This is a genomic window from Streptomyces sp. NBC_01233, from assembly GCF_035989305.1.
Lineage (GTDB): Bacteria > Actinomycetota > Actinomycetes > Streptomycetales > Streptomycetaceae > Streptomyces.
Map to the genome: position 1 here is coordinate 7,876,393 of NZ_CP108514.1, position 18,412 is coordinate 7,894,804.

13 protein-coding genes and 4 pseudogenes are annotated in these 18,412 nt (G+C 68.7%); 9 read left to right on the forward strand and 8 right to left on the reverse strand.

Annotated elements, in window-relative coordinates:
• Positions 1–214: 214 nt before the first annotated feature.
• The 5 genes and pseudogenes from OG332_RS36850 to OG332_RS36870 form a co-directional block, all read right to left on the reverse strand.
• The gene (locus tag OG332_RS36850) at positions 215–1,378 is read right to left on the reverse strand and encodes an IS701 family transposase (RefSeq protein ID WP_327419487.1); all 1,164 of its coding nucleotides are present in this window, start codon (positions 1,376–1,378) and stop codon (positions 215–217) included.
• 347 nt (positions 1,379–1,725) lie between these two features.
• Positions 1,726–2,931, reverse strand: a pseudogene (locus OG332_RS36855) (IS4 family transposase); the annotation flags it as partial.
• 59 nt (positions 2,932–2,990) lie between these two features.
• On the reverse strand, positions 2,991–3,161 hold the full coding sequence (locus OG332_RS36860; RefSeq protein WP_327417498.1) for a transposase: 171 nt from the start codon (positions 3,159–3,161) through the stop codon (positions 2,991–2,993).
• A gap of 29 nt (positions 3,162–3,190) precedes the next feature.
• A pseudogene (locus OG332_RS36865) lies at positions 3,191–4,818 on the reverse strand (IS4 family transposase).
• A 310-nt stretch (positions 4,819–5,128) separates the two neighbouring features.
• Positions 5,129–5,323 (reverse strand): hypothetical protein, encoded by a 195-nt coding sequence (locus OG332_RS36870; RefSeq protein WP_327417499.1) that lies wholly within the window; start codon positions 5,321–5,323, stop codon positions 5,129–5,131.
• Positions 5,324–7,099: 1,776 nt separating this feature from the next.
• Here OG332_RS36870 and OG332_RS36875 point away from each other — a divergent pair.
• Entirely contained in the window at positions 7,100–8,164 is a 1,065-nt protein-coding gene (locus tag OG332_RS36875) for a PhlD (protein ID WP_327417500.1), read from the forward strand.
• Positions 8,165–8,225: 61 nt separating this feature from the next.
• Here OG332_RS36875 and OG332_RS36880 read toward each other — a convergent pair whose 3' ends face one another.
• Entirely contained in the window at positions 8,226–8,726 is a 501-nt protein-coding gene (locus OG332_RS36880) for a hypothetical protein (protein WP_327417501.1), read from the reverse strand.
• Positions 8,727–9,176: 450 nt separating this feature from the next.
• Here OG332_RS36880 and istA point away from each other — a divergent pair, with 450 nt between their 5' ends.
• Both istA and istB read left to right on the forward strand, forming a co-directional pair.
• A complete protein-coding gene (gene istA, locus OG332_RS36885; RefSeq protein ID WP_327411910.1) occupies positions 9,177–10,595 on the forward strand; it encodes an IS21 family transposase in 1,419 nt (472 codons plus the stop codon).
• Complete coding sequence (gene istB / locus OG332_RS36890) at positions 10,592–11,365, forward strand: IS21-like element helper ATPase IstB (protein WP_327411911.1); 774 nt, start codon at positions 10,592–10,594, stop codon at positions 11,363–11,365. The genes istA and istB overlap by 4 nt, the downstream gene beginning before the upstream one ends.
• A 21-nt stretch (positions 11,366–11,386) precedes the next feature.
• On the opposite strand, the gene OG332_RS36895 is transcribed toward istB, so the two are convergent.
• A complete protein-coding gene (locus tag OG332_RS36895) occupies positions 11,387–12,502 on the reverse strand; it encodes a DnaB-like helicase N-terminal domain-containing protein (protein WP_327417502.1) in 1,116 nt (371 codons plus the stop codon).
• Positions 12,503–12,756: 254 nt separating this feature from the next.
• On the opposite strand from OG332_RS36895, the gene OG332_RS36900 reads away from it, so the two are divergent.
• The 4 genes and pseudogenes from OG332_RS36900 (at position 12,757) to OG332_RS36915 (ending at position 15,321) form a co-directional block, all read left to right on the forward strand.
• Entirely contained in the window at positions 12,757–13,065 is a 309-nt protein-coding gene (locus tag OG332_RS36900) for a hypothetical protein (protein ID WP_327417503.1), read from the forward strand.
• Positions 13,062–13,589 (forward strand): ATP-binding protein, encoded by a 528-nt coding sequence (locus OG332_RS36905; protein ID WP_327417504.1) that lies wholly within the window; start codon positions 13,062–13,064, stop codon positions 13,587–13,589. The genes OG332_RS36900 and OG332_RS36905 overlap by 4 nt, the downstream gene beginning before the upstream one ends.
• Before the next feature lie 58 nt (positions 13,590–13,647).
• Positions 13,648–14,158, forward strand: a pseudogene (locus OG332_RS36910) (winged helix-turn-helix domain-containing protein); the annotation flags it as partial.
• Positions 14,159–14,508: 350 nt separating this feature from the next.
• Positions 14,509–15,321 (forward strand): transposase, encoded by an 813-nt coding sequence (locus OG332_RS36915; RefSeq protein ID WP_327417506.1) that lies wholly within the window; start codon positions 14,509–14,511, stop codon positions 15,319–15,321.
• Between the two features lie 426 nt (positions 15,322–15,747).
• Here the strand turns inward: OG332_RS36915 and OG332_RS36920 are convergent.
• Positions 15,748–16,953, reverse strand: a pseudogene (locus OG332_RS36920) (IS4 family transposase); the annotation flags it as partial.
• A gap of 187 nt (positions 16,954–17,140) precedes the next feature.
• On the opposite strand from OG332_RS36920, the gene OG332_RS36925 reads away from it, so the two are divergent.
• Positions 17,141–17,446: a transposase gene (locus tag OG332_RS36925; protein ID WP_327417507.1), complete on the forward strand. Its 306-nt coding sequence runs from the start codon at positions 17,141–17,143 to the stop codon at positions 17,444–17,446.
• A 29-nt stretch (positions 17,447–17,475) separates the two neighbouring features.
• Positions 17,476–18,360, forward strand: a complete 885-nt coding sequence (locus OG332_RS36930) for an IS3 family transposase (RefSeq protein ID WP_327417508.1) — start codon at positions 17,476–17,478, stop codon at positions 18,358–18,360.
• The last annotated feature ends 52 nt before the right edge of the window (positions 18,361–18,412 follow it).

The following is an 18,412-nucleotide window of genomic DNA, read 5'->3' on the forward strand; positions in this document are numbered from 1 at the left end:
GGAGGACAAACCTCTTCTACAGCAGCTCCGCTGCCTCGTTCACGGGCCTTGACGAACAGCCCCCGCCCCTAGTACTGCAACCGCATGTGTGGGTCGTGGCCTCGGCGTTGGTAATGGCAGCGGCGGGCTCGGGCCTGGCTGCGGCGCCGGAAGCGTGACCAGTGCAGACGGTGCTCGTTGCTGTGGCAGCGGGGCGTGACGACGACGTGCCCGATCATCCGGCGGATCTCCGGGACGCTGAGGGGTATGAGGTCTTGCTCGTCATCTCCGCTGCCCCTTTTGCGGCTTCTGCGGCACGGATGGCCGTGAGGTAGGCCAGGACGGCCATGGCCAGGGTGATGTGCCGGTACCAGGCCCGGTAGAGCCGCACCTGGTAGTGGTCGAGCCCGCATTCACCCTTCGCGGTCTGGAAGCATTCCTCCACCGCCCACCTGGCTCCGGCGGTCCTGACCAGGTCTTTCAGCCGGGAAGTGACGGGGCCGTAGCAGACGTAGTAGGCGATGTCGGTGGGGTCGGACAGGTTGCGGCGGGCGAGCACCCAGTGCCCGGATCCGCCCTCCCAGGTGGGCCGGATCGCGACGCGGGCCCAGTGGTAGATCCGCTGGCCGTGGGCGCCTGCTCCGGCGGAGATCCGCTTCCATGCCTGCTTCGGCAGGGCCGCGATCAGCTCGTCGACGCGGGCGTCCCGGCCGTCGGCGGTGATCACGGTGTCGTTGACCTTGGTGGCCAGCACATACGCGGCCTGGCGTTCTTCCAGCCAGGCGCGGAAGTGCTTGACCTGCCCGTATGCCTCGTCCGCGGTCACCCAGGCGAAGGGAACAGCCGCGTCGATGGCGCGTTGCAGCATCCACTTGAGGTGCTCGATCTTCGTGGCGAACGGCACGGTGTCGTCGATCCCGGCTGCCCGGCGGCGGTCGCGGTCGTCCGTCCAGGACTTCGGGACGTAGAGTTCCCGGTCGATCAGCGCCCGCCCTTTGGCGGATGCGTAGGCGAGGAAGGTGCCGATCTGGCAGTTCTCGGTGCGGCCAGCGGTGCCGGAATACTGCCGCTGGACCCCTGCTGACCTGGTGCCCTTCTTCAGGAACCCGGTGTCGTCCCCGATGAGCACGCCATCCTTGGCGCCGATGGTCTCCACGACGAAGTCCCGGACATCGTCGCGGACCGCGTTCTCGTCCCATTCGGAGTGGTTGAGCAGGCGTTGCACACCGTCCGGGCGGAGCTGGCCGACCTGCTCGGCCAGCGTCCACCCGTTCTTCTTCTCTAGCGGCGCAAGCAGGCCCGTCATGTAGTCCAGAGCCCGATCACGTGGCTCCGACCTGCCAAAACGATGCCCGAACCGGGCATGCAACCCCGCTACACCCTCGGACCACGACTCGATCTGCTCAACCGTCAGCGATTCATCACACAGTCACAACAACGAGCAACCTCACCGACCGTCACGCCACATGCGGTTGCAGTACTAGGCCCAATACCAGTGATTTAAGGGTCCGGGGTGCCTGGGGTCTTCGGTGGGTTGGTCGGGGCCGTTTTGTGGTGTGGGGCGATGGCCACGGCTCGGGCTGGGTCGAGTGTCGGCTGTGGCCAGAGCCGGTGTGCGGTGCGCTTGACGCCGAAGTTGGACATCTTGCGTTTGACGACGCGGGCGTTCGACCGCTGTCGTCGCGGTGGCAGGAGGTGACGGGCTATCTCTCGTATCCCGTCGGTGAGGGCTGTGGCCAGGCGGTCAGGGGAAAAGGCCGCCTGCGCGGTGACCTGGCGTCGGGCGAGGCGGAGGGTGCGGGTGAAGGAAAGCCGGTCGGTATCGGTGTCGGTGTCCCGGGCGGCGGTGTGCATGAGCTGGCGGATCGCGTGATGGACGAGGAGGTGGGCCCAGACCTCCTGTTCGACGCCGTCGGGCGATCGGGAGCGCAGGACCTGGGCGGGGCCGCGTTGGTGGGTCTTCAGCTCGTCCAGTGTGGTCTCGATCTCCCATCGCTCGTTGTAGAGGGCCGCCAACTCCGCCGCGGGTGCGGCTTCGTGGTCGAGGATGGTGGTGATCAGCCGGTACGGGGCGTCGTGCTGCGGGCGTCCGGGGTCGTCCAGGGTGTACTCGATGACCCGCACCACGGTGGGATCGGTGCGTTTGCGGTGGTCCTTGGCCGCCACGATGTCGGAGAGGTAGGACCCGTCGGGGAGCTCGCGCCGCACGGGCAGGACGGCGTTGGACTTGATGCGCCAGAGCAGGTCCGCACCGCCGGCCGATGCCGCTCGCCACTGCTCCAGCCCGGCGAAGCCCCGGTCGGCCATCAGCAGGTCATCCGGTCCAAGGGCGTCGAACAGCTCCCGCGCGATCACGGACTCCGCGGTGGTGAACGGCCCCAGAGCCGCGCGGGTGATGGCGTGCGTGCCGCACTCCGCCAGCGCCACCACCCGCACCTGCGGGAACGCGGTCCGCTCGCCCCGGTGGGTGGCGGGACGACCGAACCGGGCGTCGTTCTCCTCACTGTCCGGCACGTCGAACGTGGTCCCGTCGACCGCCATCAGACGCCAACACCCGTACCACGCACCGGGAGTGGACTCGGTCGCCACAGGCCCGGCGGACTGCTCGAAGAGAGCCTTGAGCGGCTCGGGCCCGAGCCTGGCCCGGGCCCGGGAAACCGCACCGGGCGTAGGCACCTGCCACGAACCCGACCAGTGCTTGGCCCAGGCCAGACCCTGAGTGAGCAGCCGTGCGACCTCTTCGTAGCCCTGACCGGAGAACAAGCACATCGCCAGCACGAAGTAGACGACCACCCGTGGAGGCAGCAGCCGGTTGCGCTGCCCGGCCTTCCCGGATTCCTCCACGACCCGGTCCACCAGCTCCGGCGGGAACGTCCGCGTCAGCAGTCCGATCGCGATCCGATCCGACAACCGCTCGTCCGTCTCCGGCTTGACCTGTCCAGGGCGTGGCATCCAGACACCTCCTGGCCAACACCCTACCAGCCGAGATCCTTAAGTCACTGGTATTGGTACTAGGCCCGTTCATCAGTGGTGAGCCGGTCATCGCGTTCGCCGGCGTCCGTCTCGGCCTGGCGGATCCAGCCGCGCAGGGCCTCGGGATGCACGCCGAGGTCGACAGCCAGCTTCTTGATCTGGGGCTTCGGCTCGGCGGTGCGGTACATCCGCACCGCACGCTCACGCAACTCCAACGAGTATTTCCAAGACCACGGAGTTATGGCTTGTCCGGCGCTGTCAACAGGGGCGGGGACAGGGGCTTGTGGAGGTTGGGGTGGTCCACTCGGGGTCGAGGGTGTAGAGGCCCCGGCCGGTGCGGCGGAGGATTCCTTCGCGGACCCAGCGTCCCAGTTCTGCGCGTAGTCCTTGGGGATCCTCCAGTCCGATACCGCGGGCGATTTCACATGCGCGCCAGGTGCGGTGGGGATCGGTTCGCAGGAGTTGCAGTGTGCGGTCGCGGCGTCCGTCGGGGCCTGGGCCAGCGGAGGGGTTCACGGTGACACTGATGCTGGTGATCCTGGATGCGCCCAGGACTTGTGCCTGGTGGGGCGGGGCGGCGTAGCGGGAGATCGGGCATTTGACGCGGCGTGGGTTGACGCGGGCCCGGCGGGGTGGGAGCAGATCGTGCAGCAGGGCCGGTGTGATTCGTCCCGGTCCGGTGTCGGGCAGTACGTCGGCTGCGGCGATGAGCTGGTCTTTTGCGGTCTCCAGGGCGACGGTGAAGGAGGCGCGGTCCGGGTCGGTGCCGGGGAGGGTCTCGACGGCCTCGGCCATCGCGCGGCGCAGTGCCTGGTAGACGGTCAGGTGAGCCCAGAGTTCTTGTTGGATCCCGGTCGCGTCCTGGGATCGCAGCACCAGGCCGTGCTGCAGGGTGTGCCGAAGCGAGTAGAACGCGGACTCGATCTCCCATCGCTCGTGGTAGAGCTCCACCAGCTCTGCGGCGGGGTAGCGACGGTGATCGGTCAGCGCGGTGGCCAGTCGGTAGTGGCCTTCCAGCCTCAGCCCTTTGGCGGTCGTCACCGCGATGTGCGCATCGATGATCCTCAGCCGGGTCCCGTTGATCCTGGTCAGGAATGACCCGTCCGGCAGTAGTGCCCAGCGTGCGGGTGTCCGGGTTCCCTTGAGGCGTACCAGCAGCTGGGCGCCGGTGGCCGCGGCCTTCGCGAGGAAGTCGTCGGAGTCGAAGCCCCGGTCGTTGAGCAGCAGCATCCTGTTGTCCAGCAGTGGTAGCAGCTGCTCGGCGTAGCCGGTCTCCTTCTCGGGCGTCGGTCCGAAGACCGCACCGAGCAGGGCCCGGGTTCCGGTCTCGCACAGCACCATGATCTTCAGCATCGGATATCCGTCCGTGCCGTAACGATGCTTGTGTTTGCCCAGCCAGGCGCAGACTCGCGGCCGGTCAGGGGCCTTGGTGGAGCTGCAGCCGTCGAAGGCGACTGTGCGCCAGCACCTGTATCGCACCCCTGGTGTGATCGGCTGTGCCACGGGACCGGCCAGTGTCTCGAAGAGCAGCCGCAGCGGCGCGGCGCCCAGCCGCCGGCGCACCTCTCGCAGCGCCTTCTCCGACGGACGCGGTGGAAGGAGCCCGCGCAGGCCGCAGGTGAGTTTGTCCCACACCCGCATGTAGCCCAGCTGCGGGAAGAGAACCAGTGCCAGCACGAAGTAGACACCCACCCTCGACGGCAGCAGCCTCAGCCTCCGCTGGGTTCCGCCAGTACGTTCCAGCACGTCATCGACCAGTTCAAAGGGCAGGTGCCGGGTCAGCTCGCCCAGATGCCCCGGAGCGAAGACCCCGTCGGCGACGGTGATGGACGACGTGAGCGTGACGGTGGAACACTGAACGGGCAACGGGGCTCCTTCAGGCGGGAAGACCTTGGTCGGCTTCCTCGCTCTACCAGGAGTCCCGTTGCCCTGACCGGCACTTCTCCCAAATACCTCGCCCCTGTTGACAGCGGCCGACAAGCCATAACTCCGTGGTCTTGGAGTATTTCCGGGGTGCAGCCATGGTCACTGGTCCTCTCACGAGTCCCATCTGACCTGCTGTCAACAACTTCCGCATCTCGGGGGAACCTCAGTCCCCTGCGGCCATCAGCAGCAAGCACTGCCGCGACAGGCACCCGGCCCTCGGACCACGTACTCCGGCCGCGCCGGGCTGTGACTACTCGGTGGTGAGTTCGGGGTCGGGGAGCTCTGGGGGAAAGTGCCGCTCCAGGATCTCTACCCAGCGGTGCAGCCTCACGAAGTCCGCGGAGTCGGCCTGCTCTTGCACGAGATCGGTGAGCGTGGCGACAAACGGCTGCGCGGAGGTCTCGGCCGGCAACGCCGCCGCAGCTTGCCGGAGCCGCTCATGCACGGCGGGGAAAACACCTTTCGCCCAGGCGCCCTGCTCCTGGATTCGCTTCCCTTTGCAGTTCATCCCACATGATTGCCTTCGAACAGTCGGGACTGTGCCAGGTCTCGCTGATGAGACCGCCGGGCTTCATATAGGCGATACGTATGTTGCCCCTGCCTGGCGGGGCGAAGCATTCGATGCAGTCGACACATTCCGGCTCCAGTCTATCAGACATAGCACAGCTCCCTCTCTCAAGCGGCAGAGCCTGCCACCCACAACAGCCGATGAAAAGTCGGTCCACCGGGCGCCCCTTTACCGGGCGCCCCTTTACTGGGCCCGCCTGGCGGGGGGCCCGCCTGGCGGGGGGCCCGCCTGGCGGGGGGCCCGCCGCGTCCGACCCCTGTCGTCAGGGTCCCATCGCGAGCTTGAACCGGGAGATCAGCGCCGGATCGGGTCGGCCAAGAACATGGACACGGCAGTTCGCACATCCGCGACGCTGGCCGGCATCGACGCAACTATGATCACGTCGCCCACACAACGAAGGCAAGGAGTTGACCAGGCTGTCGTCGATCCGAGCCGGGGGCTGGCGCCAGCTCCTGAAGGGCCACCTGGACGATCAGGTGGCCGGCAAGTCCCATGGGCTGCCCCCTCATTCGACTCTTCGTCGTGCGTGCGCGGCCCACCCGGAGCCGCTGCGGAAACGTAGGAGCCGACCCCGTCCGCGTCGATGATGCGAGATGAAATCAAGCCGCACGTGGGGGTGCCATCTCGGCCAACTCAGGCGTAGCGTAAGGCTCCTCGCAAGCAACCTCGGGCGATGCACACTTCCCCAGTGCCGCTGAAGCATCGCCCAAGGATCGTTTGTGAGAGCGACGTCGCACCTTGCGCGACGCGCGCCACGGAAGAAGAGCCCTGGCTCACGGCCCCCGCAAGACAGGGCTCTTCTTCCCTCCGCGGCCACCAAGCCGATACTCGAACATCGCTCGAATGCGGAGATAATTGATTTTCCCTCTTGCGGGACGTTCAGCCAATGGTCAGCTCGTCCGGATCAGAGGCGGGTTCTACATGCCGACCCCATGCAATCGAGGAAGCGGTGTCCTGATGCGTTTCTTGGTTGTTCTTCCGGCCGTTTTCCTCGGTACTTCCCTAGCGGGAAAAGATGTGGCGAAACTTTCTGCAGCGCCGGTAGCCCAAGCCGATGCAGCGCGCTTCGGCCTCTCCTACCGGGTGTTCCAGATGATCGGTGCCTTGGAGTTGTGCGGTGGCGCGGCTCTGCTCGTAGGAACGTGGCTCTAGCCCCTGCCAGTTGGTGCTGCACCAGTGGTCCACGGCATCGCCCTGCCCACGTACGCGTCGCTGACGAATCGCTACCGTCGACATCCACCTCACCGACTTCCGGGAAGCCTTCGACGACCACACCGCCTGGGGCCCCGCCAAGCAAATCGCCACACTCCTCACCAGCCGCGGCATCGACCCCAACGACCAGGACGCCGTCAACGCCGCCATCCGCACCCTCAACGCCGAACGACTCGCCCGGCAACTCACCCAGCACCCTCCCATCCACAACTATTGACAATTGCTCGGTCCCTGGGGACTGACTGTCCGGACGCGCCCAGCCCGTTCACCTGAGCCGGATCAATCACCCCAAGCCCTCCCGCCGCCTTGCCAGCGCACCCCAGGGCCCCCGCCCATGCCTCGCCGCCCACGCCTGCCCAGCAGGTCGGACGCCCGGGCCCGGCGGGGGCTCGTCTGCACCCACGCCCCGCCGCCGCGGGCCACACCCCGAAGGACACCGAGTTGACCACCACCACGGCCTACGTCAGCCGCCCCGCCCTCGTCCTCGGCGAGCACGTCGTCGACGCCGCGCGGGTCCGCGACGACATCCTCGCCTGGAACCCCGACCATCCCAAGCTCGAGGTCGCCCGCAAGGCGCTGACCAACCTTCCAGGCACCCGCCGCTACCTGCGCCCCTACGAGGAGATAGTGGCCGAGCGCAGTGCCGCCCAGCGCAAGGACGACGTCTTCGACGTCCTCCTCGAAGCCGCTCAACGGGCGGCCCGCGTCGCCATGGATTACGCCGGCGTCACCCCCGCCGACATCGACTGCATCATCACCACCAGCTCCACCGGCGACCGCATGCCGGGCCTGGACGTCCACCTGCAGGACACCCTCCCGCTGCGCCCCGACATCCGCCGCCGCCCCATGACGCAGCTCGCCTGTGCGGGCGGAGCCCAGGCGCTGATCATGGCGCAGGAGTACCTGGCCCGCTACCCGGACGACAACGTGCTCGTCGTCGCAGGGGAGTACCTAACCTCGCTGTACCAGCAGTCGCTGCTGTCGATCGAGGACCTCATCTACAAGGCGCTGTGGGGCGACCTGGTGGCCGCCACCGTCGTCTCCTCCCGCCCCCTAGGGCCCGACGGCTGCCTGCGCATCGACCACAGCCTCGAGTACGTGATCCCCCACACCACCGACCGCTACCGCAAGGAGACCGACGAGCGCGGCGACCACTTCTCCTCCACCCGGGCCTCGCTGCGCTCGGTTACCGACCTGGCCCCAGCACTGCTGGCATGGCTGGAGAAGAACACCGACGGGCCCCTGGACTTCGGGATCCTGCATCCGGGCGGGCCGGCGATCCTGGCCAAGCTCGCCACCGTCCTGGACGTCGACGAGGAGTTCACCCAGCACTCGCGCGACGTCCTCACCGAGGAGGGCAACCTCGGCGGGCCGACCATCTTCTCCGTTCTGGAACGCACCTACCGCACACCTCCCGCCGACGGTGGGCGCGGCCTGGTCTTCGGCCTGGGCCCGGGCGTTGCAATGGGTGCGCTCCTGGTGACCTGGGCCGACCCGCAGGCCTGACCTCTCATCAGGGGGCCGCCCGGGATGTGCTTCCCGGGCGGTCCGACACGAGTGCCTGCGCTCACACCGCGGTGGCGGGCACGGTCCCGCCCGCGGGCCGTGGTGCCGGACGCCAGGAGGATCCGGTCGGACGGGGCCGGCGGACCAGGACCGGTGACGCGGGGGAGAGCGGCTCGAACCCGGCGCGCCCGTAAAGGCGGGCGAGCCGCTCGTCGGCGGCCACCGCCACCAGGACGGTGCCACTGTCGTCGGCGAAGGTGAGCAGGGCCCGCACCAGATCGCGGGTTGCCTGCCCGTCGTGCCCGCCGGCCAGCGATCCCACCTCCGCCCACGGCTCGCACAGCACCCGGACCTCACGGCGCAGCCGCACGCCCACCCGGGCCGCCCGGGCGAGGGAGGCGAGTTGCCACAGCAGCAGAGCCGCGACCACGAGCAGCGCCCCGTGCATCGCCCACCGGCCGCCGACCGGTCCGGCGACGGCGCCGCCGATGAAAGCCCCTGCCAGGGCGGTCGGGGTGAGCAGCGCCGCGAACGCGGCCACTGTCGCGGGCAGAAGCAGCACACTCTGCCTCGCGGTTCGCGTCCAGGGCTGGGGCCGGCGCGGCACGAGCGTCGCCGCACCGCAGCACAGCACCCGCCCAGAGCACCGCTGAATGCCGCATTCGATCAGCCAGAACGGGGCGAACAGCCGCCGCAGCCACCGGGGCGGGCGGTGGCGGGGGCGAAGGCCTGCGCGAGGACGCCGGCGATCCGCGGCAGGCTGCGCCACGGAGCGAGCAGGCCGTCCGGTGTGCTGACCGACGCAGTGGCAGTGGACCTCACTGCACCCCCTGGCCGGTGCGTGCACCGGTCCAGGTGGCCTGGGTGAGGCGGGCGGTGTCGGCGTACGGGCTCTGATGCAGAGGTGCGTACGGGTTGATCTACAGAGGTGACTCGGCGTGTCGGGGTGGGGCCCGGCTCGATGAGAGGAGCCTGACGCTGATCTTGTGAAGCGTCGAGGAGGGCCTGTCGGATGTTGCTGGAACCGGGGCGGTGGCTGGAGCTGCGGCGTTTCCGGGCTCTGCATGAGGCGGGCGCGAGCATCTCGGAGATCGCTCGGGAGACCGGTCTGAACTGGCGTACGGTCAAGAAGTATCTGGAGAGCGACGGTCCTCCGGTTCCGCCGGCTCCGGCGCCGCGCTCGGATCTCGGCAACCAGGTGATCAAGCCGTGGGCGCATGTGATTGATGCGTGGCTACGGGCTGAGGTGCTGCTGAAGGCCGCGGTCATCCATGAGCGTCTGGTCGAGCAGTATGCCTTCCCGCACCACTACCAGCGCGTCAAGATGTACGTGCAGCAGGCCCGACCCCGCATCGCCGAGGAGTTGGGATATACCCCGCGCGAGCTGGCGAAGTTGCACCGCCGCTTCGAGGTGGTGCCCGGCGCCCAGGCCCAGGTCGACTGGGGCGACGAGGGCAACATCCTGGCCCATGTCGGCATCCCGAAGGTCTACTCCTTCCACATGACCTTGTCCTACTCCCGAGATCCGTTCTGCTGCTTCACCACCAGCCAGAATCTGGCATCGTTCTTCGAGTGCCACCGGCGGGCGTTCGCGCACTTCGGCGGGGCGCCCGGGGTGATCGTCTACGACCGGACCAAGACTGTCGTGCGCCGTCACGTCGCCCCGGGCGAGGCGGTCCCGTTGCATCCGGAGGCCGTGGCGTTCGCCGGGCACTACGACTTCGACATCGACGTCTTGGCCGCCTACCGGCCGACGGGGAAGGGCCGCGTCGAGCGCCAGGTCCTCATCGTCCGCGATCATGTGCTCGCGGGGCGGTCCTTCTCCAGCCTGGATGACATGGACGGGGCGTTCATGGCCTGGGTGCCCCAGCGCCGGGCGCGTACGCACCGCACCCACGGCGAGGTGATCGGCGTGCGGGCCAAGCGGGATCACGCCGCGCTGCGGGCGCTGCCCGCCAAGCCCTACATCGTGGCCGATCGGCACCTGCGACACGTGGCCAAGGACTGCCTGGTCGCCTTCGACGCCAACCTCTACTCGGTGCCCGCCACCAAGGTCCGCCACCGCCAGCTCGTCGAGGTCAGAGCCTCCGCAGGCACCGTGGCCCTGCATTCCACCGTGCCCGACGCGCAGGGCATCACGCTGCTGGCCGTGCACTCCCGCGCGGTCGGACGCAGCGCGAGGATCGTGGATGAGGCCCACTGGAAGGCCCTGCCCGACGGACACACCCGCGCCACCACCACCGACCTTCCGCCACCCGTGAGCAGGCCGGCCCGCTCCGGCGCCGAGGAACCGGGCGGTCTGATCTCGCTGCTGACCCGGGCCAGAGCCGCGCAAGTCCACGTCGGCACCCGTCCGCTGGCCCTCTACGACCAGATCGCCGGCACCCGCCCGTTCAACCCCGCCCCCATCGACCCCAAGGACATGCGTTGAGCGAGCTGGTCACCGCCCGGATCCGCACCACCGCCACCAAACTCGGCCTGCCCCACCTCACCGAGGCCCTGGCCGAGCACGTCGGCCGGGCCGACGCCGCGTCGATGGCCTACCTCGACTTCCTCGACCTGGTCTTGGAAGAAGAACTTGCCGTCCGTGAAGAACGCCGCTTCCGCCACGCGCTACGGGTCTCCCGCCTGCCACACCACAAGACGATTGAGGAGTACGACTTCTCCTACCAGCCCGAACTCGACCCCAGGAAGGTCAAGGACCTGGCCACCCTCGCGTTCGTCGAGGCCAAGTCCAACGTCGCGCTGCTGGGCCCGCCCGGGGTCGGCAAGACACATATCGCCGTCGCGCTGGCTGTCGCCGCCTGCCGGGCCGGCTACTCGATCTACTTCACCACCCTCGACGACATGGTCCGCCAGCTCAAGGCCGCCGACTCCATCGGCCGCCTGGCCAGCAAACTCCGCACCTACCTGCGGCCTCACGTTCTCGTGGTGGACGAGGTCGGCTACCTCCCGCTGGAGCGTGACGAGGCAAACCTCGTCTTCCAGATGCTCTCCAAGCGCTACGAGAAGGGCTCCACCCTGCTGACCTCGAACAAGAGTTTCAGTGAGTGGGGTCAGGTCTTCGGCGACGACGTCCTGGCCACTGCCATCATCGACCGCCTACTCCACCACTGCGAGATCCTCGCCATCAACGGCGCCAGCTACCGCCTGAAGAACCGCCTCACAGCCATCGAAGGCGGCATCACTGCGGCCAGCTGACACAGGATCAAGCTCTGCACATCAGCCCGTACACACCTCTGCACTACAGCCCGTACGCCGACAGGCGGCCTGGGCGGAGGCGTGCTGCAGGTGTCCGCGGGCGGTGCCGATGACCATGCCGGGAGCGGCGGTGGGATTGCCGACGGCGGTGTTGATCGCTGACGTCGCGGAGTGCACGTGGTGCACGATGCTGGCCTCCACCAGCTGGCGGCCCCCGCTGTGGGCGATGCCGGGCCGGCCGTTCTGGTACATCGCCCAGACCTGATCGGGAGCGAGCGATCCGGGCCCGGCGGTGCCGCGCCGGTGGGCGTCCCACACCATCAGCGCCGGGTCGACGGTGCCGCGGTTGGTGATCGCCTCCTGGATGGTGGTGAACAGCTGGGCCCGGCCCGGCTGGGTGAAGTCCTCGGCGCGAAGCCAGCGGCCCACCTGCTCCAGCTGACCTGGGTAGCGCAGCAGCGACGACAGCACGGCGTCCTCGGTGAACACCATCTCCGGGCGCGGGGAGGACTGCGGCGTCAGCGCCGCGCCGACGGCGCCGGGCCGCCCCATGGCTTGCTCCCAGCGGTCTTCCAGCTGCTGGAGGGTGCCGAGCATGGCGTTGATCTCCATCTCGGCGGCGGGCGCGCCCGGCACCTTCAACGTGTTCTCGATGCGCCAGGAGCCCTCGGTGACCTGCTGCTGGATGCTGGTCTGCAAGACCCGCTGGCCGAGCTGGGCGGCGTGCTCGGGGTGGGGGACCTGCTGCGTGGTGGTGAGGGCGTGGATCTGCTGTGCGACGGCCGGCCAGGCGGAGTCGGGGACCGTCCAGTACTCGTCGGCGGCCTTGTGCTGCAGCTGCTCGTAGAGCATCCGGGCCAGTACCTCCTGCCGCTCGGCGGGGGAGTGGCGCATGGTGACGGCAGGGTGGGCGTACAGCTTCTCCTCGACCAAGGCCTTGTACATCTGCCCGAGCCACGGGTCCTGGAAGTCGCCAGCCTTGAGCCAGCCGGCCAGCCGCGCCCCTTCTTCCGGGCGGGCCAGGACGGCGGCCAGCACCGCCCGCTCCGCGAACTCGCCCTGCACGCCGACGGTGCGCTTCAGGCTCGACTGGGCCACCACCCGCCCGTACTGGGCGGCGTTGGCGGCGTTGGGCACACTGGGGGTGCAGGCCCGTGACGTAGGCGGCGACCTGCTGCCAGTCGGCGGTGCCCGCCCAGCCTTCGGCGACGGCCCGCGTGTGCAGGTCCTCCACCACCAGCCGCCCCAGCACCTGGGTCCGCTGCTGGGGCGGTGCGGCGAGAACCGTCGGATGGGCGTAGAGGTGGTGGTCCACCAGCACGCGGTAGATCTCACGGCGCCACGGGTCCGCGAAGTCCTCGGCCCGCAGCCAGTCGCTGCTGCACCGGCACATGGTCCACGAGCACGTGGTGGCCGGGATCGCCACCGCGCTGCGGGCCGGCGCGCTGACTGCCGACGCGGTCGCACTGGAGGCCCGCAAGTGGGGCGAGGCAGACCAGGGCGCCGACCAGCCGGCCGACCAGGACATCCCGCCGCGCCGGGTGGACGGCGGGGCGACGGTGACCTCGCTGACCGAGCGGCGCCTGGCCGCGCTGCCGCCCGACCCCAGGCCGCTGCCATCGGTGGCCGCCTACGACCAACTGCTGCGATTCCGTCGGCCTCCCGCCGACGGCCAGGCATACCAGGAAGAGGCACCGTGACCGCCAAGCGCAACCGCGGACTGACCGAACAGGCTGCCGACACCGCCGTGGACCAGGCGTGCCGGATGCTCCGGCTGCCCACCATCCGCTCCCAGTACCCCGAACTGGCCGAAGCCGCCCTCCGCGACCAGATGACCTACCGCGGGTTCCTGGCCGAGCTGCTGCTGTCCGAATGCGACGACCGGGCACGCAGGCGCTCAGAGCGCCGAATCAAGGCGGCCGGCTTTCCGCGCGAGAAGTCGATCCGGCAGTTCGACTTCGACGCCAACCCCGTCATCGACGCGGCCGCCATCCACACCCTCGCCAAGTGCGACTGGGTCAAGAAGGGCCTGCCGCTGTGTCTGATCGGCGACAGCGGAACCGGCAAGTCCCATCTGCTCATCGCACTGGGCACCGAGGCGGCGATGCACGACCGATTGACGTTCGGCGGCAACATCATCGAGACCGGCACAGACTCCTACCGGCTGGCTGCTACCCGCGCCCGCGCCGAACAGATGGCGGCGGCCGCGGACGCCAGCTACTGAGGATTTCAGGTTGTCGTCGGGTGGTGACGGTTCATGATCCCTGCGGTATGCCGGTGGTATGCGTTATCCGGAGGGTGGGGGCCTGACCGCTGAGCGTCGGGCGTTTCGTGAGGGGATCCGGCTCCAGGCCGGCGAGCGGTTCGCGGCGGGTGAGAAGACCGCGGTGATCGCGAAGGACCTGCGGGTGAGTGTGCGGTCGGTGGAACGCTGGCGTCGTGCCTGGCGCGAGGGCGGCGTGGAGGCCCTGCGCTCGACGGGCCCGGCCAACTCCCCGACTGTCACTGATGCCCAGTTCGCCGTACTCGAGGCGGAACTCGGCAAGGGCCCGTCAGCACACGGCTTCGAGGATGAGCGGTGGACTCTGGCCCGGGTCCAGACCGTGATCCGCCGCCGTCTGCGTCTGACGCTGTCGGTAGCGACGGTGTGGCGGCTGTTGAAACGGCAGGGCTGGTCCTGGCAGGCTCCTGCCCGCAGAGCACTCGAGCGCGACGCGCACGTGGTGGAGCTGTGGAAGAAGGAGGTGTGGCCGCGGGTAAAAGCCTCGCGGCGGCGTCCGGGGCATGGCTCGTCTTCGAGTTGCGCCGTGAGGCGCTGTGATTCGTGTGGAGGTGAGAGACTTTCACCGCCGACCTGTCGTAGCAGGGAGGTGGAGCTGAGGGCAGCCTGATCCGGGTGATGCCGGGGAGGGCGGGAGCGGCCCTGACAAAGCCGGGACGTGCCAGTACTGCCGGATGGTGCGGGTCCGGCGAGCGGGATGGAGAGGAGTACGCGAGGAACCGGCGTCTTTACGTCTCTTAGCCTCGATCCACCGATGTGGTCTGTGTCCTGTGGACAGAGAACCGAAGAGAGGTGCCTGCTGACCTGCGATGATGGGAGTTCTGACGCTTCCAGCACGCACAATCAGCAAGGCACCTCGTAGATGAAAGCTTCCCATACTCCGGCGGCGGTCTCCGCTGCGTTCGACGACCGGAATCTGATCGCGCATGCCGGGCTGGTCCCGGTGATGCGCCTGGCCGAGCGGTGCGGGCTTGCCCGTCTGGCCGCGGAGAAGGTGAAGCTGACCGGGGCGAAGAACGGTGCGGGTGCGGCGGCGGATGCCAAGGTCACCAGCATCGTGGCCGGGATGGCCGCGGGTGCGGACAGCATCGATGACCTTCACGTCCTGCGGCACGGTGCGATGCCCGTGTTGTTCGCAGGTGTCCGTGCGCCGTCCACGCTGGGCACGTTTCTGCGCGCGTTCACCCATGGTCACGCGCTCCAGCTCCACGCGGTGCACCGCGGGTTCCTGGCCGCTCTGGCCGCGCATACCCCGCTGCTGCCCGGCGCGGGCGAGAAGGCGTTCATCGATGTCGACTCCACCCACAAACGGGTCTACGGCCGGGCCAAGCAGGGTGGCGAGTACGGCCGGTTCAAGGGTGTCCGCACCCTGCACCCCCTGCTCGCCACGATCTGCACCCCGCACTCCCGCCCGGTGATCGCCGGGGTGCGGATGCGCCGCGGCAAAGCGGCCGATGCCCGCGGCGCCCCCAAGTTCGTCAGCGAGGCTCTGGCCACCGCCCGGGAGGCCGGCTGCACCGGCCTGCGGATCCTGCGGGCGGACTCGCAGTTCTACAACGCCGGGATCGCCCGCTCAGCCCGCCGTATCACCCTGCACCTACCGCACAACTGGCCCTGGCAGCACGCCTGGACGCACCTGTTCGACACGGTCCACGGCCCACCCGGCCCGGCCTGACGCCCCCTGCCCACCCCGCCCGCCAGGGCCCAACCGGAACCAAGTCGTGGAAAAGCTGGGCAGACCAGCGGCTACAACCTGCCCATGCCCAACCACCGCCCCAAAACCGGCACAGACGCCCGCCAGAAGATCACCCTCAGACCACATCGGTGGATCGAGGCTAAGTGCAATACCAGTGATTTAAGGGTCCGGGGTGCCTGGGGTCTTCGGTGGGTTGGTCGGGGCCGTTTTGTGGTGTGGGGCGATGGCCACGGCTCGGGCTGGGTCGAGTGTCGGCTGTGGCCAGAGCCGGTGTGCGGTGCGCTTGACGCCGAAGTTGGACATCTTGCGTTTGACGACGCGGGCGTTCGACCGCTGTCGTCGCGGTGGCAGGAGGTGACGGGCTATCTCTCGTATCCCGTCGGTGAGGGCTGTGGCCAGGCGGTCAGGGGAAAAGGCCGCCTGCGCGGTGACCTGGCGTCGGGCGAGGCGGAGGGTGCGGGTGAAGGAAAGCCGGTCGGTATCGGTGTCGGTGTCCCGGGCGGCGGTGTGCATGAGCTGGCGGATCGCGTGATGGACGAGGAGGTGGGCCCAGACCTCCTGTTCGACGCCGTCGGGCGATCGGGAGCGCAGGACCTGGGCGGGGCCGCGTTGGTGGGTCTTCAGCTCGTCCAGTGTGGTCTCGATCTCCCATCGCTCGTTGTAGAGGGCCGCCAACTCCGCCGCGGGTGCGGCTTCGTGGTCGAGGATGGTGGTGATCAGCCGGTACGGGGCGTCGTGCTGCGGGCGTCCGGGGTCGTCCAGGGTGTACTCGATGACCCGCACCACGGTGGGATCGGTGCGTTTGCGGTGGTCCTTGGCCGCCACGATGTCGGAGAGGTAGGACCCGTCGGGGAGCTCGCGCCGCACGGGCAGGACGGCGTTGGACTTGATGCGCCAGAGCAGGTCCGCACCGCCGGCCGATGCCGCTCGCCACTGCTCCAGCCCGGCGAAGCCCCGGTCGGCCATCAGCAGGTCATCCGGTCCAAGGGCGTCGAACAGCTCCCGCGCGATCACGGACTCCGCGGTGGTGAACGGCCCCAGAGCCGCGCGGGTGATGGCGTGCGTGCCGCACTCCGCCAGCGCCACCACCCGCACCTGCGGGAACGCGGTCCGCTCGCCCCGGTGGGTGGCGGGACGACCGAACCGGGCGTCGTTCTCCTCACTGTCCGGCACGTCGAACGTGGTCCCGTCGACCGCCATCAGACGCCAACACCCGTACCACGCACCGGGAGTGGACTCGGTCGCCACAGGCCCGGCGGACTGCTCGAAGAGAGCCTTGAGCGGCTCGGGCCCGAGCCTGGCCCGGGCCCGGGAAACCGCACCGGGCGTAGGCACCTGCCACGAACCCGACCAGTGCTTGGCCCAGGCCAGACCCTGAGTGAGCAGCCGTGCGACCTCTTCGTAGCCCTGACCGGAGAACAAGCACATCGCCAGCACGAAGTAGACGACCACCCGTGGAGGCAGCAGCCGGTTGCGCTGCCCGGCCTTCCCGGATTCCTCCACGACCCGGTCCACCAGCTCCGGCGGGAACGTCCGCGTCAGCAGTCCGATCGCGATCCGATCCGACAACCGCTCGTCCGTCTCCGGCTTGACCTGTCCAGGGCGTGGCATCCAGACACCTCCTGGCCAACACCCTACCAGCCGAGATCCTTAAGTCACTGGTATTGAGGCTAAGTGAGCCAGATTCTCACATCACGAACAAGACCGATCAATGCTACTTCCGTCAGGTTGAAGTTCCCCCTGTGAGCTGGACAGCCTGATACTGGGACGGACGTCCCGGAGGAAGCAGTCCCAGGTAGTGAGCAAGAAGAGCAATACGAGCAAGCGGTACACGGCCGAGTTCAAGCGCGACGCGGTGGCTCTGGTGCACTCATCGGGCAAGACGGTCACCGAGGTCGCCCGGGATATCGGCGTCAGCCCCGAGGGGCTGCGGAACTGGGTCAAACGGGACAAAAACGACCGTGGGCAGGGGTCGGCGGGAGCGTTGACCACGGCCGAGCGCGAGGAGCTCGTGCGCCTGCGCCGCAGGGTCCGTGAGATGGAGCAGACCATCGATGTGCTGGGGAAAGCGACCGCCTTCTTCGCGAACCACAAGACGAAGTAGACGTAGCCGCACGCTACGCGTTCGTTGACGTGGAGAAGGCCGGCCCCGACCGCCCCGACGGCTGCAGCGTGTCGCTGCTGTGCCGGGCCCTGACGATCTCCCGCTCCGCCTACTACGCCTACCTCGCCGCCCGTCCGGCCGCCGCCGTCACAGCGCGCGAGGAGGACGAGCTGGTGGCCGAGATCCGGCAGATCCACGAGGAATCCCGCCGCGCCTACGGCGCCCCGAGGATCACCGCGGCCCTGCGCCGAAAGGGCCGGAGGATCAACCGGAAGAAGGTCGAGCGGCTGATGCGCGAGCACGACATCCGCGGGATCACCCGCCGCAAGCGCCAAAACCTCACCAAAGCAGACCGCAAGGCGGCTCCCTCCCCGGACCTGGTCGGACGCGACTTCACCGCGGCCGAGCCGGGCACGAAGCTGGTCTCGGACATCACCTACCTGCCGACGCTCGCCGGCTGGTGGTATCTGGCGACCGTCATCGACCTGGCCACTCGCGAGGTAATCGGGTACGCGATGGCCGACCACCACCGCGCCGAGCTCGTCACCGACGCCCTGAAAATGGCCGCCGGCCGCAACGCCCTCAAGCCGGGCTGCATCGCCCACTCGGACCGCGGATCAGAATACACATCAGGCGAATACCGGACGCTGATACGGGAGTTGAACCCGCGACAGAGTATGGGCAGAACGGGCTCATGTTGCGATAACGCCGCAGCCGAAAGCTTTTTCGGTCTACTGAAAGCGGAGATCGGGACCACCGTCTGGGAGTCCCGCGAAGCGGCCCGCGCCGACGTCTTCCGCTTCATCGAGGTCGAATACAACCGCACGCGCCTGCGCAAGCACCCCGTATACGGCTACGTCACCCCACTCGAAAGCGGTACGGGCCATCGACTGGAAGTACGCCCTCGGCGCTGAGCTCGCCGCTACCGGTTTCGACGCCAGTGTGCTGTCCAGGTTCCGGGGCCGG